Here is a 25,967-nt window from a genome sequence, read left to right on the forward strand (position 1 = left end):
CATGAGCGAGGCGCAGGACGAGCGTGTGGGCAGCGATGCCGGTGAGGATGAAAACACCGCGCCCACCTATGGCCTGAACGAGGAAATCGTTCAGGATATTCAGGAAGCTATTGAACGGGAAGATTCCGCCTATCTTCATGAGAAGCTGGAGGATTGGCATGCGGCCGACGTGGCCGATCTGATCGAGCAGCTCAAGCCCAAGCTGCGCCTTCCCTTCATGCGCATAATGGAAGACCGGATTGATCCGGACGTTTATTCCGCTCTCGATGAGAATGTCCGCGAACATCTGGTCGATGAGATGGAACCGGCGGAGATCGCCGCTTTCATCAATGAGCTTGAACTGGATGATGCCGTCGATTTTCTTGAGAATTTCGAGGAAGAGGATCGACGCGACGTTCTCAATCAAATCCCGCCTGATGAGCGGGCGGTGTTGCAGGAAGGTCTGTCCTATGGCGAGGATACGGCCGGCCGATTGATGCAGCGCGATCTGATCGCGGTGCCGGAATACTGGAACATCGGCCAGACGATCGACTATATGCGCGATACCGAAAATCTGCCCGATGAATTTTACGAGATTTTTGTCGTTGATCCGCGCCATCATCCCATTGGCACCATTCCGCTGAACCGCGCCATGCGCAGCAAGCGGCATGTGATGGTCCGCGATATCATGGATGCGGAACAGAAACTGATCCCTGTTGATATGGATCAGGAAGAAGTCGCCTATCTGTTTAAGCAATATCGCCTGGCATCGGCGGCGGTGGTGAATGATGACGGCGCGCTGATCGGCGTGATCACCGTTGATGATATCGTTGATGTTATCAATGAAGAGGCGGAGGAAGATATTCTGCGTCTCGGCGGTGTGTCGGAAGACGATCTGTTCAGCAGCGTCTATCGCACCATTCGCGCCCGCTTTCCCTGGCTGTTCGTCAACCTGCTGACGGCGTTGGCGGCGTCCTTTGCTATCAGCCTGTTCGATGCCACGATGGAGGCGGTCATCGCCCTTGCGGTGCTGATGCCCATTGCGGCCAGTATGGGCGGCAATGCGGGAACGCAGGCCCTGACCGTCGCGGTGCGGGCCCTCGCCACCAAGGAACTGACGACGGCCAATATGTTCCGTATCCTCAACAAAGAGGCGCTGGTTGCGCTTACCAATGGAAGTATTTTCGCCTGTATGGTGGGCACAGTGGCCTGGCTGTGGTTTGGTAATCCGCTGATTGGCGGCATTGTTGCGGCGGCTCTGGTTGTTAATATCCTCGTCGCGGGGGTGATCGGCATGATCGTTCCGGTGATGCTGGAGCGATTGAAAATTGATCCGGCCATTGCATCCGGCGTGTTCGTCACGACGGTGACAGATATTGTCGGCTTTGTTGTTTTCCTGGGGCTGGCGACTCTGATCCTGCTGTGAGCGGCTAACGCGCCCAGGCGAGATTCTTGTTTCCGCTGCGCTCCGGATACCAGCCGTGACTGGTCGCAAACATTTGGAATGATCGAATGAGGTCATTTTCCTCGGTTTTTCGCCAAAGCAGGCCGATGCTGCGGCCGATGTTGATACCATCGACAGGCAAGAGCGCAATGCCCGGTGCGGAGAGGATATCCGGCATCATGCACAGGCCGAGCCCGGCACTGACAAGGGCCAGAGCCTTGTCATCCTGATCGGTGCGAAAGACAATATTCGGACTGACTCCGGCATTGGCAAAGGCCCGGGTGAGTTCGCTTTCTGCCTCGCAATGGGTGCGATGGAGAAAATCGAGGCGGTCCAGCTCCGCCAGGGGAATAAGGCTGCGGCTGGCGAAGGAATGGCTGGTGGGGATGGCAAGCATGTATTTCCACCTGTAAAGCCGGGCAAAGGAAAGGCCGCTTTCCGTTTCCGGCCGGATGCTGAGGGCGACGTTGACCCGTCCTTCATCCAGCCAGCGTTGGAGCTGGGCCGCGGCGCCCTCCTTGATGGAAATCTGGATATCGCCGTGGGCTTTTGCAAAATCGTTCACAAGTGCGGAGATACGTTGTGTCGGAGCCGTTCTCAGCAGGCCGAGTTGCAGGCGGCGCAGCGGGCTTCTGCGGGAAACTTCCGATTTTGCTGCATTGCATTCATAAATGATCGTGCGCGCGTGAGGGAGCAGGCGGCGTCCGGCTTCCGTCAGGCTGATCTTGCGGGCCTCCCGGCTGAATAGGGTGGTGCCCAGCTCGGCCTCCAGCTTTTTGATGCCAGTGGACAGGGTTGGCTGGCTGACAAAGCTCCGCTCCGCCGCGCGGGAGAAATTGCCGGTTTCCACAATGGCCAGGAAGTAGCGAAGCTGATAGATATCCATCCATAGATATTATCAATAGCTATGATCGAAACAAACGATTTTATCTATTGCCATCTTTTTCTTATAGTGGCGACATGAAAAATCGAGGGTCGAAGCAGTCGCTGTGGCGGTTATTAACGGACCCCGTCAGATGTGGGAGAGAAAATGTCGACAAACTTCAAGCCACGCAATCCGGATTATGATGCCGTCGTCCGCGACAGTTTTTCACGGCAGCCCTTTATGGCGGAAATTGGGGCGGCAATCACTCATCTGGAGCCGGGGATATGCGAGCTTACGCTGCCCATGCGTCCCGGTCTGACGCAGCAGCATGGCTTTTTCCATGGCGGGCTCGTGTCCGCACTGACGGATTCGGCAGCCGGCTATGCCTGCTATTCGCTCTATCCTCCGGACAGCACCATTCTCACAACCGAATTTAAGGTCAATCTGCTGAACCCGGCCGAGGGGAAAACCCTGCGGGCGCGCGGTGAAGTGATCAAAAGCGGTCGGACCCTGTTCATCTGCCGGGCGGACGCCTATGCGGAAGGAGAGGGGGAATCCCGCCACTGCCTGACGGGGCTGTTCACCATGATGTGCCTGATGGGAAAACCCGATCATGGCAAAAGGGCATGAGGGAGGCTATCGACATGATCGCGACAACACTCCATATTATGAGGCAGGCAAGACGCGTGTGGCCGTATCAACAAACCATTGGCGTGGCCAGATAGGGAGGAAAGAATGTCAGCAGTCCATTTTCCCGGTTTGAATTTCGGCTTGGGCGAAACCGCCGATATGATGCGTGAGACGGTGGCCAGTTTTGCGGCGGCCGAGCTGGCGCCGCGTGCCGCCGAGATTGATGCGCGCAATGAATTTCCCATGGATATGTGGCCGAAGATGGGCGCGCTTGGCCTGCTGGGCATCACGGTGGAGGAAGAGTATGGTGGCTCCGGCCTCGGCTATCTGGAGCATTGCATCGCGGTGGAGGAAATCAGCCGTGCGTCCGCCTCGGTCGGGCTGTCCTACGGGGCGCATTCCAATCTCTGCGTCAATCAGATTCGCCGCAATGGCAGCGAAGCACAGAAACAGAAATATCTACCGAAGCTGATCAGCGGGGAGCATGTGGGGGCGCTGGCCATGAGTGAGCCGGGCGCGGGTTCCGACGTGGTTTCCATGCGCCTCCGGGCGGAGAAGCAGGGAGATCGCTATATCCTGAACGGCAATAAATTCTGGATCACCAACGGGCCGGATGCCGATGTGCTGGTAGTTTATGCCAAGACCGAACCGAATGCGGGACCGCGCGGCATTACCGCTTTTCTGATCGAAAAGGGCTTTCCCGGCTTTTCAACGGCGCAGAAGCTGGACAAGCTCGGCATGCGCGGTTCCAACACCTGCGAGCTTGTATTCGAGGATTGCGAGGTGCCGGAGGAGAATATCCTGGGCCCTCTCAATGAAGGCGTTCGCGTGCTGATGAGCGGCCTTGATTATGAGCGGGTGGTGCTGTCCGCCGGGCCGCTTGGTATCATGCAGGCCTGCATGGATGCCGTCATTCCCTATATCCATGACCGCGAGCAATTCGGCCAACCCATCGGCACGTTCCAGCTCATGCAGGGCAAGGTTGCCGACATGTATTCCACCATGAATGCCTGCAAGGCCTATGTCTATGCGGTGGCGAAGGCCTGCGATCGGGGAGAGACGACCCGCAAAGATGCGGCGGGTGTTATTCTCTATGCGGCGGAGAAGGCGACATGGATGGCGCTGGAGGCTATACAAGCCCTTGGCGGCAATGGTTATATCAACGAATATCCGACCGGTCGGCTATTGCGCGATGCCAAGCTCTATGAGATCGGCGCGGGCACCAGCGAGGTCCGTCGGATGCTGATCGGGCGCGAATTATTTAACGAGACCAGCTAGGTCCGGGAAATCCCGGACGTTCACAAGGAGAAAAAGAAAATGAGTGAAGATCCTATTGTCATCGTTGGTATGGCGCGGACGCCGATGGGTGGCTTTCAGGGCGATCTGTCCGATGTGAAGGCGCCGCAGCTCGGCGCGGTGGCTATTAAGGCTGCCATGGACCGTGCGGGGGTCACCGGCACGGATATTGATGAAGTCATCATGGGGTGCGTCCTGTCTGCCGGTCTTGGCCAGGCCCCGGCGCGTCAGGCCTCCTTCGGGGCGGGCATTCCCGACAGCGTTGGCTGCACGACGGTCAACAAGATGTGCGGCTCCGGCATGCGCGCCGCCATGTACGCCTATGACGCCCTGAAGGCAGGCAGTGCCAACGTGCTGGTTGCTGGCGGATTTGAGAGCATGACCAACGCCCCCTATGTTCTGCCGAAAGTCCGCAGTGGCCTGCGTCTCGGCCATGGAGAGGTCAAGGATCATATGTTCCTCGATGGACTGGAGGATGCGTATGAAGAAGGTCGGCTGATGGGCAGCTTTGCCGAAGAAACCGCAGGTCTCTACCAGTTCACCCGTGAAGCGCAGGATGCTTATGCCATTGAATCCCTGCGCCGTTCCAAGCAGGCAACGGAGGACGGCAGCTTTGCGTCCGAAATCACGCCGGTTACCGTCAAGACCCGCAAGGGTGATGTGGTTATCGACAAGGACGAGCAGGCGCTGAAAGGTCAGCCGGATAAAATTCCAACGCTGAAGCCCGCCTTTGCAAAAGACGGCACGGTGACGGCGGCGAACAGTTCCTCCATTTCCGATGGCGGCGCGGCGCTGGTCCTGATGACGGAAAGCGAGGCAAAGAAGCGCGGCCTGAAGCCGATCGCAAAATTTCTGGCCCATTCCACACATGCCCGCAAGCCGTCCGAATTCACCATGGCCCCCATTGATGCCATCCGCAAGGTAATGGAAAAGGTGAACTGGACGAAAGACGATGTTGATCTGTTCGAGATTAACGAAGCCTTCGCCGTTGTCACCATGGCGGCGATGAAAGACCTTGGTCTTGATCATGCCAAGGTGAATGTACATGGCGGCGCTTGTGCGCTCGGTCATCCGGTCGGGGCATCGGGTGCGCGTATTGTGGTGACTCTTCTTTCCGCCTTGCAGAAGTATGGCAAGAAACGGGGCGTTGCGTCGCTCTGTATCGGGGGCGGTGAAGCAACGGCCATGGCGCTGGAACTTGTAGATTAAAGATTGAACCGGAATGTTGAGTGGAAGAGCCAGATGATATTGACCGAAGAGCAAACCATGATCCGCGATATGGCGCGCGACTTTGCGACAGATCGTCTGGCGCCCCATTCGGCGGACTGGGAAGAAAGCCAGTCCATTTCGCGGACTGTATTTAACGAAATGGGCGCCCTTGGCCTGATGGGCATGACCGTGCCTGAAGAATATGGCGGGGCGGGCGCGGACTATGTGTCCTATGCGCTTGCGCTGATGGAGATTGCCGCCGGTGATGGCGCGGTGTCTACCGTAATGAGTGTCAATAACTCACCCTGCTGCGCCGCCCTTCAGAAAGAGGGGACAGAGGCACAGAAGCAGGCCTTTCTCACTCTGCTCGCAAAAGGGGAGGAAATTGGTGCTTTCTGTCTGACAGAACCGCATGCGGGCTCGGATGCCTCGGCGCTAAAAACCCGCGCCCGGCGGGAAGGCGATCATTACGTGATCTCCGGCACCAAGCAGTTTATCACCTCCGGCAAGATCGGCGGGGTTGCGCTGGTCTTTGCGGTGACCGATCCGGAGGCTGGCAAAAAAGGCATTAGCTGCTTTATTGTCCCGACCAATAGTGACGGATATCGCGTTGCCTCCATTGAGAAGAAGCTCGGCCAGAAAGCGTCCGACACCTGCCAGATTGCGTTTGATGAGGTGCGCGTGCCCGTGGCAAATATGCTCGGCGCGGAAGGGGCGGGCTATCGCATTGCGCTGGCCAACCTTGAAACCGGACGGATTGGTATTGCTGCGCAGAGTGTCGGCATGGCGGGCGCGGCGCTCGCCCATGCGATTGACTATGCCAAGGAACGGCAGTCGTTCGGGAGCGCTATTATTGCGCATCAGGCCGTTGGCTTCCGTCTGGCCGATATGGCGACGAAGCTGGAAGTCGCGCGGCAGATGGTGCTGCATGCGGCGAGCCTGAAGGACGCTGGACTGCCCTGCCTGACCGAAGCGAGCATGGCAAAACTGTTCGCCTCTGAAATGGCGGAGGAAGTCTGCTCTGGCGCGATCCAAACCCTTGGCGGCAATGGCTATATTGCCGATTATCCGGTCGAGAAGATCTACCGCGATGTCCGCGTTTGCCAGATATATGAAGGCACGTCCGATATCCAGAAGCTGGTGATTGCCCGTAATCTGGCGGCGGGGTGAGTGTGACAGGGATGGCAGGACAGATAGATTTTTATTTCGATTTCTCTTCGCCCTATGCCTATCTTGGTAGCCATCTGATTGAGCCTGTCGCGCAGCGTCATGGGCGCGACCTCGTCTGGCATCCTTTTATGTTGGGCGTTGCCATGAAGGGGGAGAGGACCTTTCCTTTGACGCAATATCCGATGAAGGGCGACTATTCGCGCATGGATTTCGACCGCACGGCGCGTTATCACGGCATTCCTTTTGTTATGCCGGAGGCTTTTCCGAAGGTGACGTTGGCCGCCTCGCGCGGGTTTCTGTGGATTGACCAGCAGGATCCGGCGCGCGCCGTCGGTTTTGCAAAAAGAATCTTCGCCGCCTATTTTACCGAGGGGCGGGACATCGCCGATCCGGTGGTGGTGACAGAGATTGCAGAAGAGGCGGGCGTAAATGCCGATGCCTTTTCTACCGCTATTCAGGAGACCGAAATCAAGCGGGCATTCACGGCATCCGTGGAGGAAACGGTGTTTGAAAAGAAGATCTTCGGCGCGCCTTACTTTATCGTCGATGGGGAACGTTTCTGGGGCGCGGACCGGGTATCCCAGCTTGATGAGTGGCTGGCGCGGGGTGGCTGGTAATGCGGGGGCTTGACTACAGGGAGCGAATAACCGGCCCCGCCACTGCGGGACCGGATATATGCGGGCTTTTAATACAGGAAATACGCGCCGTCGATCAGCATGGTGTCGCCGGTGTGATAGGCGCTGGCGTCCGACATGAGATAAACCGCCATGCCGCCGAAATCCTGCGGCTTGCCCCAGCGGCGTGCGGGAATGCGCGGCAGCACATTATCTGCGAACTTCTGCCAGGCGAAGGCATTTTCGGTCATTGCCGTTTCAATCCAGCCCGGCAGGATGGCGTTGGCGGTAATGTCATGCTTCGCGAACTCCACGGCGAGGGCGCGGATCATGGAGATGACACCGCCCTTGGTGGCGGCATAATGTTCATTCCGCGCCGCGCCGGAAATGGCGGCGAGGCTGGCGGTGCCGACAAGGCGCCCGCCGGGATCGCCTTTTTCCGCCCGCTCGACCATATGCTTGGTCGCTTCCTGAAAGGTATAAAAAACGCCATCAAGATTGATGTCGAGAACGCGATGCCATTCCTTGTCGTCAATTTCAAGGAAGGATTTCTTGCCCGAGCTGACGCCCGCATTGGCAAAGCAGCCATCGACGCGGCCATATTGAGACAGCGTTTCGGCGAAGCAATCCTTGACTTCCTTCTGGTCCGAAACATTACAGATGAGAGAGGAGACGCGCGTGCCATGTGCTTTAAGCTGTTCAACGGCTGCTGCATTCTTCGCCTCGTTGGTGCCCCAGATGCAGATATCGCCGCCGGCCTGTGCAATGGCATCCGCCATGCCGAGGCCGATGCCCCCGTTGCCGCCCGTAATCAGGGCAACCTTCCCCGTCAGATCAAATGGTTTGTAGGCCATTTTTTATTCCCTTTTTATGACTTGTTCCAAGACTTTTGCGTAACACAAAGGACGGCGTTCGCCAAGTAATCGATTTGATATTGCCCGAAGTGGAAAGAGAAACGAATGTCTGTATTGAAAAGTAATCTCAACACACGAAGCGAGGATTTCAAGACCAATGCTGCCCATATGAGCGCGTTGGTTGAGGATCTTAAAGACAAGGTCGCAACCATCAAGCAGGGGGGCGGCGAACGCGCGCGGGAGAAGCATCTTTCGCGCGGCAAGCTGCTGCCGAGAGAGCGGGTGCGGCGGCTTCTCGACCCCGGATCGCCCTTTCTGGAATTCAGCCAGATGGCCGCCTGGGACATGTATGGTGGGGATATCCATTCCGCGGGGATCATCACCGGTATCGGTCGCATCGAGGGGCGTGAGTGCATCATCGTCTGCAACGATGCGACGGTGAAAGGCGGGACTTACTATCCGCTGACGGTGAAGAAACATCTCCGGGCGCAGGAAGTGGCGCTGGAGAACCATCTCCCCTGTATCTATCTGGTTGACTCGGGCGGCGCCAACCTGCCGAACCAGCAGGATGTGTTCCCTGATCGCGATCATTTTGGCCGCAGCTTTTACAATCAGGCGAATATGTCCGCCCTCGGCATCCCGCAGATCGCCGTCGTGATGGGCTCCTGCACCGCGGGCGGCGCCTATGTTCCGGCCATGTGCGATGAAAGCATCATTGTCCGCAATCAGGGCACCATCTTTCTCGCCGGTCCGCCGCTGGTAAAGGCGGCAACGGGGGAGGTGGTCTCGGCCGAGGATCTGGGCGGGGCGGAAGTGCATTCGCGCATCTCAGGCGTGACCGATCATATGGCAGAGAATGACGAACATGCACTCGATATCGCGCGGCGCTGCGTGGCCTCTTTCAACAAGGTAAAGCCGATGCCACTGGACATTCGTCCACCGAAGGCCCCCCTTTATGATCCGGCGGAAATTTACGGCCTGATCCCGAAGGACATGCGCACCCCCTTCGATGTACGGGAGATTATTGCGCGTCTCGTCGATGGCTCTGAATTTGATGAGTTTAAAAAGAATTATGGGCCGACACTGGTGACCGGTTTTGCCCATATTCACGGTTATCCCGTTGGCATTCTGGCCAACAACGGCATTCTCTTTTCCGAAAGTTCCGTCAAGGGCGCGCATTTTATCGAGCTGTGCTGCCAGCGGAATATACCGCTTGTCTTTTTGCAGAATATTACCGGCTTCATGGTCGGGCAGAAATATGAGGCGGGCGGCATCGCCAAGGACGGCGCCAAGCTGGTGACGGCCGTGGCCACGGCGAAGGTGCCGAAATTCACCATGATTTTTGGCGGCTCCTTCGGGGCTGGCAACTACGGCATGGCGGGGCGCGCCTATAGCCCGCGGCTCCTCTGGATGTGGCCAAATGCCCGGATTTCCGTGATGGGCGGACCGCAGGCGGCGGCCGTTCTGGCCACCGTCAAACGTGACGGGATGGAGGCGCGCGGCGAAACCTGGAGCGCGGAGGAGGAAGCCGCCTTCCGCGCGCCCGTCGAGGCGCAGTATGAAAAGGAAGGTCATCCCTATTTCGCGAGCGCCCGTGTCTGGGATGACGGGATTGTAGATCCGGCGGAAAGCCGCATGGTGTTGGGGCTCGGGCTTTCCGCCTCCCTCAATGCCCCCATCGAGCCGACGAAATTTGGCCTGTTCAGAATGTAGGAGAGTGAGATGAGCGAAGAGTTGGTATTATTGCATTTCTCGACCGATGGCATTGCGACCATCACCCTGAACCGGCCGGAGGTTCATAACGCGTTCAATGAGGAGCTGATCGAGCAACTAGGCGAGATGATCGTTGATGTTGGTCATCAGGAGGGCGTCCGCGCCGTGATCATTGCGGCGGCGGGCAAAAGCTTCTCTGCGGGCGCCGATCTCAACTGGATGAAGCGCGCCGCCCATTTCACGGAGGAAGATAACCGTGAGGACAGCATCAATTTTGCCGAGATGCTGAAAAATCTCTACACCATGCCAAAACCGACCATCGCGCTGGTGCAGGGGCCGGCCTATGGCGGCGGGCTCGGGCTTGTCGCCGCCTGCGATATCGCCATCGGGGTGCGGGATGTGAAATTTTGCTTATCGGAAGTGAAGCTCGGTCTCATCCCCGCTGTCATCTCCCCCTATGTGGTGGAAGCGATGGGCGCGCGTGCCTGCCGCCGCTATTTCCAGACAGCGGAGATGTTTGACGGTGAAACGGCGCATCGCCTTGGTCTGTTGCATGAGCTGGTGGACGATGTGCATCATCTGGCGGAGGCCCGAGATAAGCTGCTGGATCAGATTGTGAAGAATGCGCCGGGCGCCATGGCCGATGCGAAAGATCTGGTTTCTACCGTTGCCGGGCGACCCATTGATTCTCATATCCTGCGCGAGACAGCCGATCGAATCGCCGAGCGGCGGGCAAGCGACGAGGGCAAGGAGGGTGTTCAGGCCTTCCTGGAAAAGCGGAAACCCCACTGGCATATCATTTAACCGTTAAAAGGATTTTTAACCGGTGTTTAAAAAAATACTTATTGCAAATCGCGGAGAAATCGCCTGCCGGGTGATGGAAACAGCCTCCCGGCTGGGTGTCCGCACAGTGGCCGTCTATTCGGAGGCGGATGCCAATGCCCGTCATGTCCAGATGGCAGATGAGGCGATTCTGATCGGTCCTGCGGAAGTGTCGGAAAGCTATCTCAAGGCGGACCGCATTCTTGAAGCGGCGAAGCATACAGGCGCGGAGGCGATCCATCCGGGCTATGGCTTCCTGTCGGAAAACGCCGCCTTTGCGGAAGCCTGCGAGAAGGCCGGTGTGATCTTTATCGGCCCGCCCGCCAGCGCCATTCGCGCGATGGGCCTAAAGGACGCGGCGAAAGCATTGATGGTGAAGGCGGAAGTGCCCGTCGTTCCCGGCTATCATGCGGAGGATCAGGATACTGACCTGCTGGCAAAAGAGGCGGAACGGATCGGCTATCCCGTACTGATCAAGGCGGTTGCGGGCGGCGGCGGCAAGGGGATGCGAAGCGTTCATTCCGCGAAGGAATTTCCGGCGGCGCTTGCCTCCGCCCAGCGGGAAGGGCAATCCGCCTTTGGCGATGCGCGTGTCCTGATCGAAAAATTCCTCACCAAGCCGCGCCATATCGAAATTCAGGTGTTCGCGGATAGCCATGGCAATGCGGTGCATCTGTTCGAGCGGGACTGCTCGCTCCAGCGGCGGCATCAGAAGGTGATCGAGGAAGCCCCGGCGCCGGATATGCCGGAAAAAATGCGCGCGGCCATGGGCGCGGCGGCTGTCGCAGCGGCGAAGGCCATTGGTTATGTCGGCGCGGGCACCATCGAGTTTATCGCCGATGTGTCGGACGGGCTGAAAGAAGATGCCTTCTATTTTATGGAGATGAACACCCGCCTGCAGGTGGAGCATCCGGTCACCGAAATGATCACCGGTCAGGATCTGGTGGAATGGCAGCTGCGTGTTGCCGGTGGGGAAACCCTGCCGGTTGCGCAAGAGGGGCTCACCATCAACGGTCATGCCTTTGAAGTGCGCCTTTATGCGGAAGATCCGGCCAATGATTTCCTGCCCGCGACGGGGCCGCTGCTGCGGTTGCGCCCGCCACGTGAAAGTGCGTCTGTGCGTATTGATACCGGGGTGCGGGAAGGGGACAGCGTGACGCCCTATTATGATCCAATGATCGCGAAGCTGATTGTTCATGGCGACACGCGGGCGGCTGCGTTGCAGACGCTGGCCGCCGCGTTGGATGATTATCAGATCGCGGGTCTGACCACAAATATCGCTTTCCTACGGCAGATTGCCTCCCATCCGGCCTTTGCGGCGAAGGAGCTGGATACGGGCTTCATCGACCGTTTTCGCGATGACCTTGTGCCGCCGGCGTCCGTACCGACGGATGAGGACCTTGCCTTTGCGGCGCTTTTCCTGCTGAGCGAACGGGAAGTGAGGCTGAACAGTTTGACGGCCGCCTCAACGGACCCTTATTCGCCCTGGAATGACCTGAAGGCATGGCGGCCCAACGATACCGGCCATGATGACTTCCGCTTCGAGATTGACGGAGAGGATGTGACCGTTATTGCCTGGCATGGCAAGGAAGGGCTCTTGCTCGACCTTCCGGGAGGACGCCGACACGCGCGCGCGACGCCGACCGCAGATGGCGGGCTGTCGGTGCGGCTGGATGGGCATCACTTTACTGGTGCGGTCCAGCGGCAGGGCGCGAAACTTATCGTCATGACGCCCGGGCGTGAAGTGGAGATTATGGAGCGGGTTGCCGATTTTGATGGTTTGTCATCAGAAGGCGGTTCCGGCGCAGTGACTTCCCCCATGCCGGGCAAGCTGATCCAGCTTTTTGTCACTGCCGGGGCGGATGTCGCCAAGGGGGATCCGCTGGTTGTTATCGAGGCGATGAAGATGGAGCATACTTTAACGGCCTTCCGCGACGGAGTTGTTGAGGAAGTCTTTTTCGAAGTAGGCGATCAGGTTGACGAAGGCACAACCCTTGTCCGGCTGAAGGATGAGGAAACATCATGACGCTTCCTTCCCGGGTGCGGATATTCGAGGTTGGCGCGCGCGACGGCCTGCAAAATGAAAAGCAGATGGTGCCCGTTGACATCAAGGTCGAACTGATCGAACGGCTGATCGATGCGGGTGTAGGGGCGATTGAAACGGGCAGTTTTGTCTCTCCCAAATGGGTGCCGCAGATGGCGGATACGGCCGATGTGATGGCGAAATTGCCGGTGCGTGACGATGTGATCTATTCCGTTCTGACGCCCAACATGAAGGGCTATGAAGGAGCCATGGCTGCAAAAGCGGATGAGGTGGAGATTTTCACAGCCGCTTCTGAACTGTTCAACAAGCGTAATATCAACTGTTCCATCGCGGAAAGCATTGAGCGCTTTACGCCCGTGATGGCGGCGGCAAAGGAGGCGGGCATTCCCGTCAGAGCGAGCGTTTCCTGCGCTCTTGGCAGCCCGTTCGGGGACGAGATTACCCCGGCGACTGTCGCGGACGTTGCCGCCAAGATGTATGACATGGGCTGCTATGAAGTCTCGCTTGCCGATACCATTGGCGTTGGGACGCCGCGCCGCACCAAAGAAGTGATCGAGGCGGTGGCGACGGCCATTCCGCTCGATGTGATCGGCGTGCATTTCCATGACACCTATGGGCAGGCGCTGGCCAACTATCTTGCGGCGCTGGAAATGGGCGTGGCGCGATTTGACAGCTCCGTTGCCGGTCTGGGCGGCTGTCCTTACGCACCGGGCGCCACCGGAAATGTGGCGACGGAAGATGTGGTCTATATGCTGGATGGTATGGGGATCGACAGCAGCATCGACCTGAAGAAGCTGGTGCGGACAGCCTGGTTCATCTCAGACTTTTTTGGCCGCGCGCCGGTTTCCAGCGTCGCCCGCGCCCTTAAAAACAAGCTTGATTGAGCCGTCGCTGGACAAGCGATATCCGGCGGAGTAGGTTGTGGCCATGCCTGTTCATCTTTTAATCGTCAGTGTCGGCTCTTCGTCGGTCAAACAGTTGCGTGACGCGCAGTCGCGACGCCTGATTGCGGGGCCGCTTTGTCATGTCACCAAGCAGCGCCCGACGCGAGAGGCGGAATTGCTGGAAGGCGGTTCCGTCTATTGGATCATCCGCGGCCAGATTGCCGCTCGGCAGCAGGTCACTGGGCTGGAACGGCTCTATGACCATGAAGGTGAGAAATGCGGCCTGATGCTCGATTCCGAACTGGTGGAGACGGAGCTTTTCCCGCGTGGGCCGCATCAGGGCTGGCGCTATCTTGAAATCGCGGATGCCCCCCGCGATTTGCGTGACCTGGTTGAGGAAAGTAATTCGGATGAGGACAGCGAGGGCGAGCTGTCCGAGGAAATGGCGGCGGAATTACGTTCCCTCGGCCTCATCTGAGATATTTTCAGGGCGAATCCAGACGGCGGTATCATGAAATGCCGCCCCGCCCGCCGGTTTTGGCGCCTCGGCACTGACCAGCAGATTGATGCCGATCTTTTCGATAAAGAATTTTCCGGGCCAGACCCCTTCGACAATCACCGTGCCGGGATTTTGCCCGTCAAAAATCTCCACATGGATAAGGAGGGAGCCGAGCTTGTTTCCGATACGGACAATCCCGCCTTCCTCCGTGCCGATGGTGGTGGCATCGCGACTGTGGATTTTGACGGTCGGGCGCTTTTCCCGCTTCAGTGATGATGGGGTTGCCGTAAAGCTGGTATTCAGGAAATTGCGCGCGGGCGCGGTGACAAGGCGATAGGGGTGTTCTGCATCGGCCTTGAAAATCACGTCCCAATGATCTGGCAGGCTCGGCATGCCATCATGATTGGAGCCGATTTTTGACCAGTCCGGTGCGAAATGGAATTTTTTATCGGCATGTCCGAAGCCATCCAGATAATGGGCGCGGTCAAAATCGATCATGCAGTCATGCCATTTCTGCGCCCGTAAGGTTTCCGCATCGGGCCAGCCGGAACGGATCAGCGTTTCATTGATGATGTCCATTTCCGTCATCTCAAATCCCGGATGCACGGCGCCGAGACGCTTGGCAAGCCCTGAAATAACGGCATGGTTGGAGCGGCATTCGCCCGGTGCCTCGATGATTTTCGGGCCCAGCATGATATGGCTTTGACCGCCCGCCTGATAGACATCGTCATGTTCAACAAACATCGTGGCGGGCAGCAGGATGTCCGCCATTTTCGCTGTTTCTGTCATGAACTGTTCATGGACGCAGACGAACAGATCATCGCGCGCGAAACCCTGATGCACCTTGCCGAGTTCCGGTGCGACATCCATCGGGTTGGTATTCTGGATCAGCAGACCTGTCACCGGCGGGCCATCGCCGATATCGCGTGGATCGCCCGTGAGCACGGGCCCGATGCGCGACATATCCAACTCCCGCACCGTACTGTCACGCGCGTCCAGCCCTTCAATCAGTGTCTTGTTCCAGTGGAAAATGGCGCCGTTGTTATGCATTGCGCCGCCGCCTTCATATTGCCACGACCCGGTGACCGAGGCGAGGCAGCTTGCCGCATGCATATTGACGGGGCCATTACGGCTTCGCGAAAAGCCATAACCGAGGCGGAGGAATGATCGTTTCGTGTGGCCAAAGAGCCGGGCGAAGGCATAGATTTCCTCCGCTGGAATGCCGGTGATCGGGGCGGCCCATTCCGGCGAGCGGCTTTGCAAATGCGCTTCCAGCTCTTGATAACCTTTGGTGTACTTCGCCATATAGTCGCGATCGGCCATGCCTTCCGCAAACAGCACATGCATCACCGCGCAGGCAAGCGCCCCGTCGGTCCCCGGATTAACGCAAAGATGGATATCCGCAGCCTCGGCCGCTGCATTGCGATAGGGATCGACGACAACAATCTTCGCGCCCCGTTCCTTGCGGGCGCGGGTCGCATGGGTCATGACGTTGACCTGCGTATGCACTGCATTGGTGCCCCAGATGACGACAAGGTCGGCCTTTGCCATCTCGCGTGGGTCCGGGCCGTGAAGCGCGCCCGTCGCCGCCATCCAACCGCTTCGGGCGAGCGTTGTGCAGATGGTGCTGTACTGTCCTGAATATTTCTTCACATGGCGCAGCCGGTTGATGCCGTCGCGCTGCAACAGCCCCATGGTTCCAGCATAGTAATAGGGCCAGATTGTCTCTGCCCCGTATTCGGCCTCGCGTTTGAGAAAGGCTTCCGCCACTTCATCCAGCGCATCGTCCCAGCTGATTTTCTGCCACCCGCCTTCGCCCTTGTTTCCCGTCCGCCGCATGGGGTGCATCAGCCGGTCGGGGTGATGGGTGCGTTCCGCATAGCGGGCGACCTTGGCGCAGATGACGCCAGCGGTATAGCTGTTGCCCGCCGCGCCGCGAATACGGCCGATGCGGTAATCGTCGAGACGCTCCACCTCCAATGCGCAGGTTGACGGACAATCATGGGGGCAGGCAGAGGCGCGAATTTCAGGCGATGACAAATTTTTCATGCATACTAGATTAGGAGGATGTCAATTCCGCTGCAATCCCGCTGTGCCCATTAGGATGTTTTTTTCAAATGGGCTGGTATTGCCGGGATGGGCGGGATATATCGAAGCGGGTAATTTTTACGGGTGAAAGCCTAAGCTTTTGAAGGCGATAAAGAACATACTGAAAAGCGACGCGGTCAAGGCCGCCACTGGCTTGCTTGCCGCGGGCTATATATGGCTCGTCTATCGCACCAGCCGCTGGCAGGTTGTGAACGGAGAGGTCCCGCATGAGTTGATGAAGGCTGGGAAACCCTTCATCCTGGCGTTTTGGCATGGCCGCCTTTTGATGATGCCGATTTCGGTACAGAAGAAAACCAAGGTGAATGTGATGATTTCGCACCATGGTGATGGGGAAATCATTGCCCGTGCCATCGGCCATTGGGGACAGGACAGTGTGCGTGGCTCCGCCAGCAAGGGGGCGTCGGCAGCCGTCAAACAGATGTTGCAAGCTCTGAAAAGAGGGGAGGTCGCCGTTATTACGCCGGATGGCCCACGGGGCCCCCGGATGCGGGCTCAGGACGGGGTGGTCCGGCTGGCAGCCCTTTCCGGCATACCGGTCTATCCGGTCAGCTATTCGACGACACGCGGCAAGATTCTCGGAAGCTGGGACCGCTTTTTAGTTGCCGCGCCGTTTAGCCGCGGCGTGATTGTCTGGGGCGATGGCATTCATGTGCCGCGCCATGATGCCGGGGGCGCCTATCAGAATGCGCGCGATGCGATCGAGACAAGCCTGATTGATATCACGCAGCAGGCGGATGCCCTTTGCGGCCGCGAAACGGTCGCGCCGGAAGAGCGTGACAAGCCCGTCAAGCCGCATAAAAAGGGGACGGACGGATGATGCCGCTTGCTCTTTACAACGCTTGTCTCCGGCTTGGCAGACCGCTATTGACGCGGCATCTGGAAAAGCGTCTGGCGAATGGCAAGGAGGATCCGCAACGTTTTGCCGAACGGCTGGGAGAGGCATCCCGTCCGCGCCCTGACGGACCGCTTGTCTGGATACATGCGGCCTCTGTCGGCGAATCCGTCTCGGCGCTGACGTTGATTGACGGCCTCCTCGCTCAAAAAACCGACCGGCATATCCTTGTCACAACCGGTACTCGCACATCGGCGGAGATTATGGCCGGGCGGCTGCCGGAGCGGGCCTTTCATCAATATGTGCCGGTGGATCGGCAGGACGCGGTCCGCCGTTTCCTTGATCACTGGAAACCGGATCTTGCGGTCTGGATGGAATCGGAAATCTGGCCCAATTTGATCCATGAAAGCGGCGCGCGGAATATCCCCATGATCCTCGCGAATGCGCGTATCACGGAAAAATCCTACAAAAACTGGCGCCGTTCATTCGGTCTTGCGGGCCATTTGCTTGCCCAGTTTACCATCTGCCTGGCGCAGTCGGAGGCATCGGCGCATTATTTGCGCGATCTGGGGGCAAATTCTGTCGAATATATCGGCAATCTCAAATTTGCCGCCAAACCGTTGCCTGTTGATCCGGACAAGCTGGCGGCATTTGGCCGTAGAATTGCCGACCGACCGATCTGGCTCGCTGCCAGTACGCATCGGGGAGAGGAGGAAATCATTCTCGCCGCCGATAGAGAATTACGGCGGACGCACACTAATCTTCTCACCCTGATTGTTCCCCGGCATCCGGAGCGGGGCGGTGAGTTGGCTGCGCTTGCCGTGAGTGCAGGCCGGAGTGTGCTATGTCGCGGGGCGGGGGCAGAGCCGGAGGATAGCACTGAAATTTATATCGCGGATACCATCGGCGAACTCGGGCTGTTCTACAGGCTCAGCGATATTGTCTTTATTGGCGGGTCGCTGGTGCCAAATGGGGGGCAGAATCCGTTGGAACCGGCCCGGCTCGATTGCGCGTTGCTGCATGGGCCGCATATGACCAATTTCGCGGAGATTATGGAGGCGTTCAATAACCGTTCGGCCAGCCGGGAGGTGACGGATGCGGCCAGCCTTGCCGGAGCAGTTGCCGATTATCTGGATCATCCGGAACACTGCCGCGAGATGGCGGTGCGGGCGGCCTCCGTTGTTGCAGGCGGGCAAGAGACACTGGATAGAACCCTGGCCGTGATCGAAAACCTCGTAAAGGGGAGGGGGGCATGAAAACGCCCGCTTTCTGGGCGCAGGGCGGCGGCCATCTGATGCCGTTGCTGCTCTCTCCGCTTGCTTGTCTCTATGGCGGGGTCAGTCGCCTCCATCGCGGGATACAGCGACGCCATAGCGTGGCTGTGCCGGTTATCTGTGTCGGGAATGTGGTGGCCGGTGGCGCGGGTAAAACGCCGGTTGCAATCGCCATCGCCCGCATGTTTATCGCGCGGGGCTTGCGGCCGCATTTTTTAAGCCGGGGATATGGCGGCTCGCTCAAAGGGCCGGTGCGGGTTGTTCTTGATGTGCATAAATTTACCGAAGTCGGGGACGAACCGCTTATTCTTGCTGAGATCGCGCCAACATGGGTTGCGAAAGATCGCCTTGCCGGGGCGGAAGCCGCCGCGCGGAATGGCGCCGATGTTATCATCATGGATGACGGGTTTCAGAACCCGGCGCTTCACAAGGATTTCTCATTGCTGGTGCTGGATGCGGAATATGGCGTGGGCAATGGCCGATTGCTTCCCGCGGGCCCGTTGCGCGAATCTCTCCCCAATGCCCTGGGACGATGTGATGCCGTCGTACTGGTAGAGGGCGATAAACATTCAGCCATTATAAACCGGTTAAAAATAAATAAACCGGTTTATAATTCAACTTTGGCGCCGACGGCATCGGGCGAACCGCTCAGTGGGCAGAAGGTTGTTGCTTTTGCCGGGATTGGACGGCCCGAGAAATTCTTTAAAAGCCTCATCGGAGCTGGCTGCGAGTTGATGCATAGCTTTAGCTATCCAGACCATCATGTTTATACGGCTGATGAAATGATGAAGATGGTGGAATGTGCAACGGACGCAGGTGCAGCGCTTGTCACCACCCGAAAGGATTATGTCCGCCTGCCGATGGAAGCGCGGATGATGGTCTCTGTCTTTGATGTTGATATGGTCTTCTCCGCTCCGGAAGGGTTGCAGGCCGCACTTCTCTCCCTCGTCAAAGGGAGGGATGGATGAGCGACATTTCCCTCCGATACCGGTTGGAATGGCTGGGCGTGAAAATGGCTGTGGGTCTGTTCCGCCTGCTCGGTCGGCGCCGGGCGGCGACATTCGGGGGTTGGCTCGCAAGGAAAATCGGCCCGTGTCTCAAAGTTCATCGGCTGGCAGAAGAGAATATGGGTATGGCACTGCCCGCCCTGACGGCACAACAGCGTGCTGCCGCTCTTGAGGGGATGTGGGATAACCTTGGCCGGAATGTCGGAGAGATACCGTTCAACCGGGAAATTCTCGAGGATACGGAAACGGTCGAACTTGTGGGCGGGGAATATCTCGACGCCTATCTGGCGAGTGGTAAGGCGGCCTTCTTCGTGACAGCCCATTATGGCCCGTGGGAATTGGTGGCGCTGGTCGGGCGGCGGCTGGGCGCGCGGGCGACAGGAATATACCGGGCGGCGAACAATCCGCTGGTAGAGGAATTGTTCCAGTCCATGCGGGCCGATCCTGACTATCGTTTCGTGCCTAAGGGCAATGAAGGGGCCCGGGCCATTGTCAAGGCCGCGCGGGGAGGTGGCGCGATTGTCCTTCTCAACGACCAGAAGCTGAACGGCGGTGTGCCGATCCCCTTCTTCGGGCGGGATGCGATGACCGCCCCGGCAGTGGCCGAGATTGCCTGCAAGATGGAGGTGCCAATCTACCCCATGCGCGCCGAGCGTCTCAGCGGTGGTCGGCGACGGCTCACCATCTATCCCGCCCTTGATGTGCCGAGAACGGGAGAGAGGGAAAAAGATGTTTATATCCTTCTCAAAAACATCAACGAAACCTTCGAGCGATGGATAACCGAGCGGCCGGATCACTGGTTCTGGGTCCATAACCGCTGGTCATAGGGAAAGCCTGCTGGCGTCAGCTGGCGAGTGCCAGCTTTTTCTTGTCATTGCGGGCTTTTTCCAGCCGCTCCAGGGCAATCCGGTCCGCAATCTCGGCTGTCGTCATGTTTTCACGCTCTGCCCGCTTGAAGATGTCAAGGCAGGTATCGTAAATGCCGCCCACATGGCGCATGGCTTTTTCCCGATCGAATTTGGGCCCTTCATGACTGATCATGATGATGCCGCCTGCATTGATGGCATAATCGGGGGCATAGAGAAGACCGCGGGCGGTCATGATGTTGGCATGATGCGCCTCGGCAAGCTGATTATTGGCCGAGCCCGCGACGATATACGCATTGAGGCGCGGAATGGTATTATCATTCAGAATGGCGCCAAGGGCGCAGGGCGCGAAGACATCGACGTCCTGATCATAAATTTCCTCGATACCAACGGGCACTGCGCCGAGTTGATCGACGGCCTTGCTGACACTGGTCTCATTGATATCGGCGACGATCAATGTCGCCCCCGCTTCTTTCAGCAGCTCACAGAGGCCATAACCTACATGGCCGAGTCCTTGAACGGCCACCTTGATGCCCGAGAGCGTATCTTTCTTCAGGCGGAAAAGAACAGCGGCCTTCAGCCCCTGAAAAACGCCATAGGCGGTGGCGGGGGAGGGATCGCCGGCATTCCCTTCGCTGATTCCGGCAATATGCCGTGTTGTTTGGCGGGCTGTTTCCAGGTCGGCGACGCTGGTGCCGACATCCTCCGCTGCGATATAGCGGCCGCCAAGCTGATCCACGGCGCGGCCGAAGGCTTCGAACAGGGCCGGGGTCTTGTCGGTACGTGGATCACCGATGATTACCGATTTGCCGCCGCCGAGATTAACCCCGGCAAGGGAGGATTTATAGGTCATCCCGCGGGAGAGGCGCAGTACATCGGCAAGGGCGGCTTCGTCACTTTCATAGTTCCACATCCGCGTGCCGCCAAGCGCCGGGCCGAGTGTCGTGTCATGCACGGCGATAATGGCCTTGAGGCCGGTCGTCCGGTCATGAAAAAACAGCACAGCTTCGTGATTGTCGAATTCTTTTGCGGAAAAAACGGACATATGGATCCTCATATATATGATCAGCTCAGGGGCATTTGCTATTTTATATTTTCCTTATGAAGGCCGGAATCAATGAAAAACTGCGACGTTTTGAAACTTCGCAGTATCCTTGCGCGAAATGAAAACACGAATTTGCAAAGTTTCCGTCCGGCAGGATGAAAAGTAATAAAAAACCTGCCGAAAAGTATGGATGAGCCGTGAAACTGCCGAAAATACCCTTGAAAAAACCGATTCAGAGGCGATCAGTCTCTGCGAGTATGCCCGCGACATGGGCGCTGATGCTGAGGCTGGCGGTCAGGCCCGGACTCTCCATCCCGAAGAGATTGACAAGACCGGGAAGGCCATGCGTGCGCTCATCCGAAATACAAAAATCGGCGGGGCTGCCGTCGGTACTTCTGATCTTTGGGCGGATGCCGGAATAGGCCGGGATCAGGCTGTCGTCCGGCAGGGCCGGGAAATAGCGACGTATTGCTTCATAGAAGCTGTCGGCGCGGTGAGGATCGACGTCATAATCTATGTGATCGATCCACTCCTGATCCGGCCCGAAGCGGATTTGCCCGGCCATATCCAGGGTGACATGCGTGCCGAGGCTGGCCGATTTCGGCATCGGATAGATAAGGTGCGAGAAGGGAGATCGTTTCGTCATGGTAAAATAGCTGCCTTTGACGATCTCCCGCTCTGGGATGTGATCCGGTGACAGGCCAATGATTTGTCCGGCCACCTCCTGCGCATAGAGACCGGTGGAGTTAATGAGATTGCGGCAGGAAAGGGTCATACCGCCTGCGCTGACGTCAAACCCTTCACGGATTGGAGTCGCTCGCTCAAATACGCTTTCAAGCGCCAGGGACCCGCCGTGATCCTCAATTTCCCCGAGATAGGCGAGCATCAGCTGGTGACTGTCGATAATACCGGTGGAGGGGGACAGCAGTGCGCCCGTGCAAAACAGCGCGGGCTCCATCGCCATTGCCGCATCCGCACTCAGAAAGCGCAGGTCATCGACGCCATTGGCGGCCGCTTTTTGCGCCAGTATGTCGAGCATGGACAGTTCTTCCTCATTTGTGGCAACAATCAGCTTACCACAATTGGAATGAGGGATGTGGCGCGCCCTGCAATAGTCATACAACAGCCACTTGCCCTGTGTGCAGAAGCGCGCCTTCAGGCTGTCCTGTGGATAATAGATGCCGGCATGGATCACCTCGCTATTGCGGGCGGAGGTTTCCTCTCCGAACTGCCGATGACGTTCCAGCAGCAGTACGTCGCGCCCTGCCGTGGCCAGTGACCGGGCAATAGCAAGGCCGATAACACCTGCGCCGATAACGATATTTTCCACATCTACAGACATCGCATTTCCCTATCAGCTTTTGAGTATGGGGCATAGCGGGGATTCGTAATGTCTTCGAGAATCACTCTGATCGGCCAGCAGCAAAGACAGGAATTGAGCATTTTGCTGAAAATTGATGATGATTTGCGGCCCCTGCCAACACAGGTGGATGTCAGGGGGAGAGGACAATGTTAAATTCCTGTGGAGAACGTGGCATCCTCGCTGTTTCTTCTTGAAAAAACGCAAAAATCTGCGACCCTTTTAATAGGTGCTGGCCGGAACAATATGGCAGTCAGGGGCGGATAGGGAAATCTGGCAGGGGCTGAAAAAGAGGATAAGGATGCCCCATTGAGACGGCAGGCATAATATTGGCGACGCCGCCAAATCCCCTATATCGGCCCCCTTTCGCCTGTTAATGATATTCGTCAATAATTTATAAATCCGTCCCGGATATGATGCTTGTGTTGTGCCGGAGGCTGGTTTACTAAAATACGGCATTCAGACAAAATATAGATGTTCTGTAGGCGGCGATAACAATTGCTGGGGGCGATGGAGACGTGTCTAACGTGACGGTAACTGTGGAAAAGACAACTGCCGAGAAGGAGCAGCCGACCCGCGCGCATATTATTGTGGTGGGGAATGCCAAGGGGGGCTCGGGCAAATCGACCACCGCCATGCATGTCATCATCTCGTTGCTGACCATGGGCTTCAAGGTCGGCGCCATTGATCTTGACGGCAAGCAGAAGACCCTCGGCCGCTATATCGAGAATCGCCAGAATTATATCACCAAGAAGAAGCTCACTCTGCCAATGCCGACCTTGCGGGTAATCGAGCCGAGCCCGAAGAAAAATATGGACGAGGCGCAGTCCGATGAACGCTCCCGCTTTGTGACCGCGTTGCAGGAGCTGGTATATGAGAATAACTTTGTTGTGGTGGATTGTCCCGGCGCGGACAGTTTCATTTCCAAGCTCGGCCATTCCTTTGCGGATACGCTGCTCACTCCGATGAATGACAGTTTCATTGACCTCGATCTGCTGGCCACGGTGAATGGCAGCAATCTCGAAGTGGAAAAACCGAGCTGGTATAGTGAAATGGTGTGGGAACAGCGCAAGCGCCGCGCCCTCATCGATAATCACAAAATCGACTGGGTGGTGATGCGGAACCGTCTCTCGCATACCGATGCCCATAACAAGCGGCATATCGAGAAAATCCTGAACAAGCTGGCCTCCCGCATTTCCTTTCGCGCGGCGCCTGGCTTTGGCGAGCGTGTGGTGTTCCGCGAGCTGTTCCTGAAAGGCCTCACCATGCTCGATCTCAACAAGAAAGGCGTCGGGGTGAAAATGTCGATGAGCCATGTCGCCGCGCGGCATGAACTGCGCCATCTGATCAAGGCGCTGAACCTGCCGGGGGTCGAAGGCAAGGTCGAAAAGCTGTAAGATAGCTTTTTAGCAACGATCCATTGGGAAAGATGATGGAGACCGAAGAGGCTGCTACCGCACTTGCAAAATTAGGTCATCCCATGCGCCTGCGAATCGTACAATACCTTGTACAGGCCGGGGAAGGGGGCTTGTCAGTTGGCGACATACAGTCGCTTCTCGATATTCCGGGTTCTACCCTGTCGCATCATGTTGCCCATCTGTTGAGTGGCGGAATAATTTATCAAAAGCGGCAAGGGAGAAACCTGCGTTGTTTTGCCAATTATGACAAGCTGAACGATCTGGTCACACTCCTGACTGATAAATGCTGTGTTGGCATTGATCCAGTTCGTTTGCAGGACACGCCGATCAAAGATTGATGCCTGTCCCGGCTTGTTAATTCGATAATTATCGAAATAAAGTCTTGACCCTTTTTTTGGGCAATGTATATTTTTTATAATATATTTCGATAATTCTGGAAATAACGATATGTCATTACAGGAAGCTCTCCAAACCCTATCTCATGGCCGTTCCCGTCTCTGGTTATTGATAACTGACCGCGTGATCCTGGCCTGCTTTTTCGTTGTCGCCATGCTGGCCCTTTTTGATCCGACGCAACTGACGGTCAGTCTCGCCTTTCTCGGCGACGCGGTGATTGGCATGGCGCCGTATTTCATTATTGCCATTGGTCTCTCCGCCTATGTCACGGCGACGGGGGCGGATAAGCTGATTGCCCGTGTTTTTTCCGGGTCGCCCGCAACGACGATCATTCTCGCCGCGCTTGTTGGGGCTTTATCTCCATTTTGTTCCTGCGGGGTTGTGCCGCTAGTTGCGTCTCTGCTGACGGCGGGTGTTCCGCTGGCGCCGGTTATGGCCTTCTGGATCGCGTCACCGATCATGGATCCGGAAATTTTCATTCTGACATCCGTCGGTATTGGATTTGGATTTGCAACCGGAAAAGCCCTGATTGCTGTTGCACTCGGCCTGTTTGCCGGAACCTCGGTCTATCTGCTGCAGCGGCGCGGCTGGTTGACAGATCCGCTGAAAGGCGAGCTGACGGGGTGTCGTGCGAAAGCTGTGCTGTCGGGCCCTGTGGATATGGAGTGGCAGTTCTGGCGGGCCCCCGATCGTCTACAGAAGTTCCGTGAGGTTGCGTCCTCAAACGGCTGGTTGATTGGTCGCTGGCTGATCCTTGCCTTCCTTCTTCAGAGTCTGATGATCAGTTATGTTCCGACGACGCTTGTTGGAGGTTTGGTTGGGCAGGAAAATCTGCTCGCTATTCCGCTTGCGGTTCTCATCGGTATCCCGAGCTATCTTAATGGCTATGCGGCCATTCCGCTGGTGAGCGGCTTGATCGATCTCGGCATGTCGCAAGGCGCGGCCATGGCGTTTATGACGGCTGGGGCGGTTTCCTCAATTCCAGCGGCAATTGCGGTCTTCGGGCTGGTTAAAAAGCCGGTTTTTACGCTCTATCTCTTCCTCGGCGTTTCTGGCTCAATGATCACCGGGATTGCCTGGCAGATGCTGAACGGCGTTATCTAAACGAAAGGAAATGCGGGGTTCTGTCTGTGCCCGCATTGCCCGACCCTTGAACACTGAATATTAACCTCTGTCAGGTATTTTCTCTTCATGGTGAATGGCCTCCTGTTGTCCGTGGGTCAATGACGGGCCGTCTTCGCGGAAAGGGAGGAGCCTGTGACCAGCTTTATTCATTATGCCAGGCAGATCATTTTGCCACGTGCGGCGGCACACCCCTTTCTGCTGTTCATCCTTGTTCTGATTTGCATGGCCATCTTCTTGATGCTGCCCCGCTCGACCGATGCGTCCGCCCAGAATGTCTGCTTCGAGCGGGCGGCTCTGATCAAGCATCTCAGCGGAAAGTTCGAAGAGGCGCCCGTTGCCGCCGGTCTTGCTGCCAATGGCAGCATGGTGGAAGTTTTCTCAAGTCCCGATGGTAATACATGGACCATCGTCCTCACGCAGCCTGATGGCGCGACCTGTGTGATGGCGTCGGGCGAATCATGGATTGGCGTCAAGCCTCCGAAAAAAGGCAAGATCAGCTGATCCATCCCATT

The 25,967-nt window shown here is 57.4% G+C and carries 24 protein-coding genes; 19 read left to right on the plus strand and 5 right to left on the minus strand.

Features of this window, described 5'->3' with window-relative positions; genetic code table 11:
* The first annotated feature begins 1 nt into the window (after position 1).
* On the plus strand, positions 2-1,405 hold the full coding sequence (mgtE, locus tag CMN55_RS11675; RefSeq protein WP_293949981.1) for a magnesium transporter: 1,404 nt from the start codon (positions 2-4) through the stop codon (positions 1,403-1,405).
* 4 nt (positions 1,406-1,409) lie between these two features.
* Here the strand turns inward: mgtE and CMN55_RS11680 are convergent, their stop codons facing one another.
* Positions 1,410-2,309 (minus strand): LysR family transcriptional regulator, encoded by a 900-nt coding sequence (locus CMN55_RS11680; RefSeq protein WP_293949982.1) that lies wholly within the window; start codon positions 2,307-2,309, stop codon positions 1,410-1,412.
* A 144-nt stretch (positions 2,310-2,453) separates the two neighbouring features.
* Between CMN55_RS11680 and CMN55_RS11685 the strand changes: the two genes are divergently transcribed.
* The 5 genes from CMN55_RS11685 (at position 2,454) to CMN55_RS11705 (ending at position 7,210) form a co-directional block, all read left to right on the plus strand.
* The gene (locus CMN55_RS11685) at positions 2,454-2,918 is read left to right on the plus strand and encodes a PaaI family thioesterase (protein WP_293949983.1); all 465 of its coding nucleotides are present in this window, start codon (positions 2,454-2,456) and stop codon (positions 2,916-2,918) included.
* Positions 2,919-3,023: 105 nt separating this feature from the next.
* A complete protein-coding gene (locus CMN55_RS11690) occupies positions 3,024-4,196 on the plus strand; it encodes an isovaleryl-CoA dehydrogenase (RefSeq protein WP_293949984.1) in 1,173 nt (390 codons plus the stop codon).
* 39 nt (positions 4,197-4,235) lie between these two features.
* Complete coding sequence (locus CMN55_RS11695; protein ID WP_293949985.1) at positions 4,236-5,423, plus strand: acetyl-CoA C-acyltransferase; 1,188 nt, start codon at positions 4,236-4,238, stop codon at positions 5,421-5,423.
* Positions 5,424-5,456: 33 nt separating this feature from the next.
* Entirely contained in the window at positions 5,457-6,593 is a 1,137-nt protein-coding gene (locus CMN55_RS11700) for an acyl-CoA dehydrogenase family protein (RefSeq protein ID WP_293949986.1), read from the plus strand.
* Positions 6,594-6,604: 11 nt separating this feature from the next.
* On the plus strand, positions 6,605-7,210 hold the full coding sequence (locus tag CMN55_RS11705) for a 2-hydroxychromene-2-carboxylate isomerase (RefSeq protein WP_293949987.1): 606 nt from the start codon (positions 6,605-6,607) through the stop codon (positions 7,208-7,210).
* 68 nt (positions 7,211-7,278) lie between these two features.
* Here CMN55_RS11705 and CMN55_RS11710 read toward each other — a convergent pair whose 3' ends face one another.
* Positions 7,279-8,061: an SDR family NAD(P)-dependent oxidoreductase gene (locus CMN55_RS11710; RefSeq protein ID WP_293949988.1), complete on the minus strand. Its 783-nt coding sequence runs from the start codon at positions 8,059-8,061 to the stop codon at positions 7,279-7,281.
* Positions 8,062-8,166: 105 nt separating this feature from the next.
* Here CMN55_RS11710 and CMN55_RS11715 point away from each other — a divergent pair, with 105 nt between their 5' ends.
* Genes CMN55_RS11715 through CMN55_RS11735 form a run of 5 tightly spaced genes read left to right on the plus strand, consistent with a single transcriptional unit; the run spans position 8,167 to position 14,002 of the window.
* Positions 8,167-9,774 (plus strand): carboxyl transferase domain-containing protein, encoded by a 1,608-nt coding sequence (locus CMN55_RS11715; RefSeq protein ID WP_293949989.1) that lies wholly within the window; start codon positions 8,167-8,169, stop codon positions 9,772-9,774.
* 9 nt (positions 9,775-9,783) lie between these two features.
* Complete coding sequence (locus tag CMN55_RS11720) at positions 9,784-10,578, plus strand: enoyl-CoA hydratase/isomerase family protein (RefSeq protein WP_293949990.1); 795 nt, start codon at positions 9,784-9,786, stop codon at positions 10,576-10,578.
* 22 nt (positions 10,579-10,600) lie between these two features.
* Positions 10,601-12,622, plus strand: a complete 2,022-nt coding sequence (locus tag CMN55_RS11725; protein ID WP_293949991.1) for an acetyl/propionyl/methylcrotonyl-CoA carboxylase subunit alpha — start codon at positions 10,601-10,603, stop codon at positions 12,620-12,622.
* Complete coding sequence (locus CMN55_RS11730) at positions 12,619-13,524, plus strand: hydroxymethylglutaryl-CoA lyase (protein ID WP_293949992.1); 906 nt, start codon at positions 12,619-12,621, stop codon at positions 13,522-13,524. Before CMN55_RS11725 ends, CMN55_RS11730 begins: the two co-directional genes overlap by 4 nt.
* A 43-nt stretch (positions 13,525-13,567) precedes the next feature.
* Positions 13,568-14,002 (plus strand): DUF1489 family protein, encoded by a 435-nt coding sequence (locus tag CMN55_RS11735; protein WP_293949993.1) that lies wholly within the window; start codon positions 13,568-13,570, stop codon positions 14,000-14,002.
* On the opposite strand, the gene CMN55_RS11740 is transcribed toward CMN55_RS11735, so the two are convergent.
* Positions 13,979-16,072: a molybdopterin-dependent oxidoreductase gene (locus tag CMN55_RS11740; RefSeq protein ID WP_293949994.1), complete on the minus strand. Its 2,094-nt coding sequence runs from the start codon at positions 16,070-16,072 to the stop codon at positions 13,979-13,981. The genes CMN55_RS11735 and CMN55_RS11740 overlap by 24 nt on opposite strands.
* 139 nt (positions 16,073-16,211) lie before the next feature.
* Here CMN55_RS11740 and CMN55_RS11745 point away from each other — a divergent pair, with 139 nt between their 5' ends.
* From CMN55_RS11745 to CMN55_RS11760, 4 genes are read left to right on the plus strand one after another with little or no spacing between them, the layout of a single operon-like run.
* Positions 16,212-16,949 carry a lysophospholipid acyltransferase family protein gene (locus tag CMN55_RS11745; protein ID WP_293949995.1) on the plus strand — a complete coding sequence of 246 codons (738 nt, stop codon included), beginning with the start codon at positions 16,212-16,214 and terminating at the stop codon, positions 16,947-16,949.
* Positions 16,946-18,220, plus strand: coding sequence for a 3-deoxy-D-manno-octulosonic acid transferase (locus CMN55_RS11750; protein ID WP_293949996.1), 1,275 nt, complete (start codon positions 16,946-16,948; stop codon positions 18,218-18,220). The genes CMN55_RS11745 and CMN55_RS11750 overlap by 4 nt, the downstream gene beginning before the upstream one ends.
* The gene (lpxK, locus tag CMN55_RS11755) at positions 18,217-19,206 is read left to right on the plus strand and encodes a tetraacyldisaccharide 4'-kinase (protein WP_293949997.1); all 990 of its coding nucleotides are present in this window, start codon (positions 18,217-18,219) and stop codon (positions 19,204-19,206) included. Before CMN55_RS11750 ends, lpxK begins: the two co-directional genes overlap by 4 nt.
* Positions 19,203-20,072 (plus strand): lysophospholipid acyltransferase family protein, encoded by an 870-nt coding sequence (locus CMN55_RS11760; protein WP_293949998.1) that lies wholly within the window; start codon positions 19,203-19,205, stop codon positions 20,070-20,072. Before lpxK ends, CMN55_RS11760 begins: the two co-directional genes overlap by 4 nt.
* Positions 20,073-20,088: 16 nt before the next feature.
* Here the strand turns inward: CMN55_RS11760 and CMN55_RS11765 are convergent, their stop codons facing one another.
* The gene (locus CMN55_RS11765; protein WP_293949999.1) at positions 20,089-21,156 is read right to left on the minus strand and encodes a Leu/Phe/Val dehydrogenase; all 1,068 of its coding nucleotides are present in this window, start codon (positions 21,154-21,156) and stop codon (positions 20,089-20,091) included.
* Positions 21,157-21,388: 232 nt separating this feature from the next.
* Positions 21,389-22,498, minus strand: coding sequence for an NAD(P)/FAD-dependent oxidoreductase (locus CMN55_RS11770; RefSeq protein WP_293950000.1), 1,110 nt, complete (start codon positions 22,496-22,498; stop codon positions 21,389-21,391).
* A gap of 545 nt (positions 22,499-23,043) precedes the next feature.
* On the opposite strand from CMN55_RS11770, the gene CMN55_RS11775 reads away from it, so the two are divergent.
* The 4 genes from CMN55_RS11775 (at position 23,044) to CMN55_RS11790 (ending at position 25,956) form a co-directional block, all read left to right on the plus strand.
* Entirely contained in the window at positions 23,044-23,913 is an 870-nt protein-coding gene (locus CMN55_RS11775; protein ID WP_293950001.1) for a division plane positioning ATPase MipZ, read from the plus strand.
* A 32-nt stretch (positions 23,914-23,945) separates the two neighbouring features.
* A complete protein-coding gene (locus CMN55_RS11780; protein ID WP_293950002.1) occupies positions 23,946-24,272 on the plus strand; it encodes an ArsR/SmtB family transcription factor in 327 nt (108 codons plus the stop codon).
* A gap of 109 nt (positions 24,273-24,381) precedes the next feature.
* The gene (locus tag CMN55_RS11785) at positions 24,382-25,434 is read left to right on the plus strand and encodes a permease (RefSeq protein ID WP_293950003.1); all 1,053 of its coding nucleotides are present in this window, start codon (positions 24,382-24,384) and stop codon (positions 25,432-25,434) included.
* A gap of 153 nt (positions 25,435-25,587) precedes the next feature.
* Positions 25,588-25,956 (plus strand): hypothetical protein, encoded by a 369-nt coding sequence (locus tag CMN55_RS11790; RefSeq protein ID WP_293950004.1) that lies wholly within the window; start codon positions 25,588-25,590, stop codon positions 25,954-25,956.
* Positions 25,957-25,967: the final 11 nt, after the last annotated feature.

Source organism: Sneathiella sp. (assembly GCF_002694385.1).
Classification (GTDB): Bacteria; Pseudomonadota; Alphaproteobacteria; order Sneathiellales; family Sneathiellaceae; genus Sneathiella.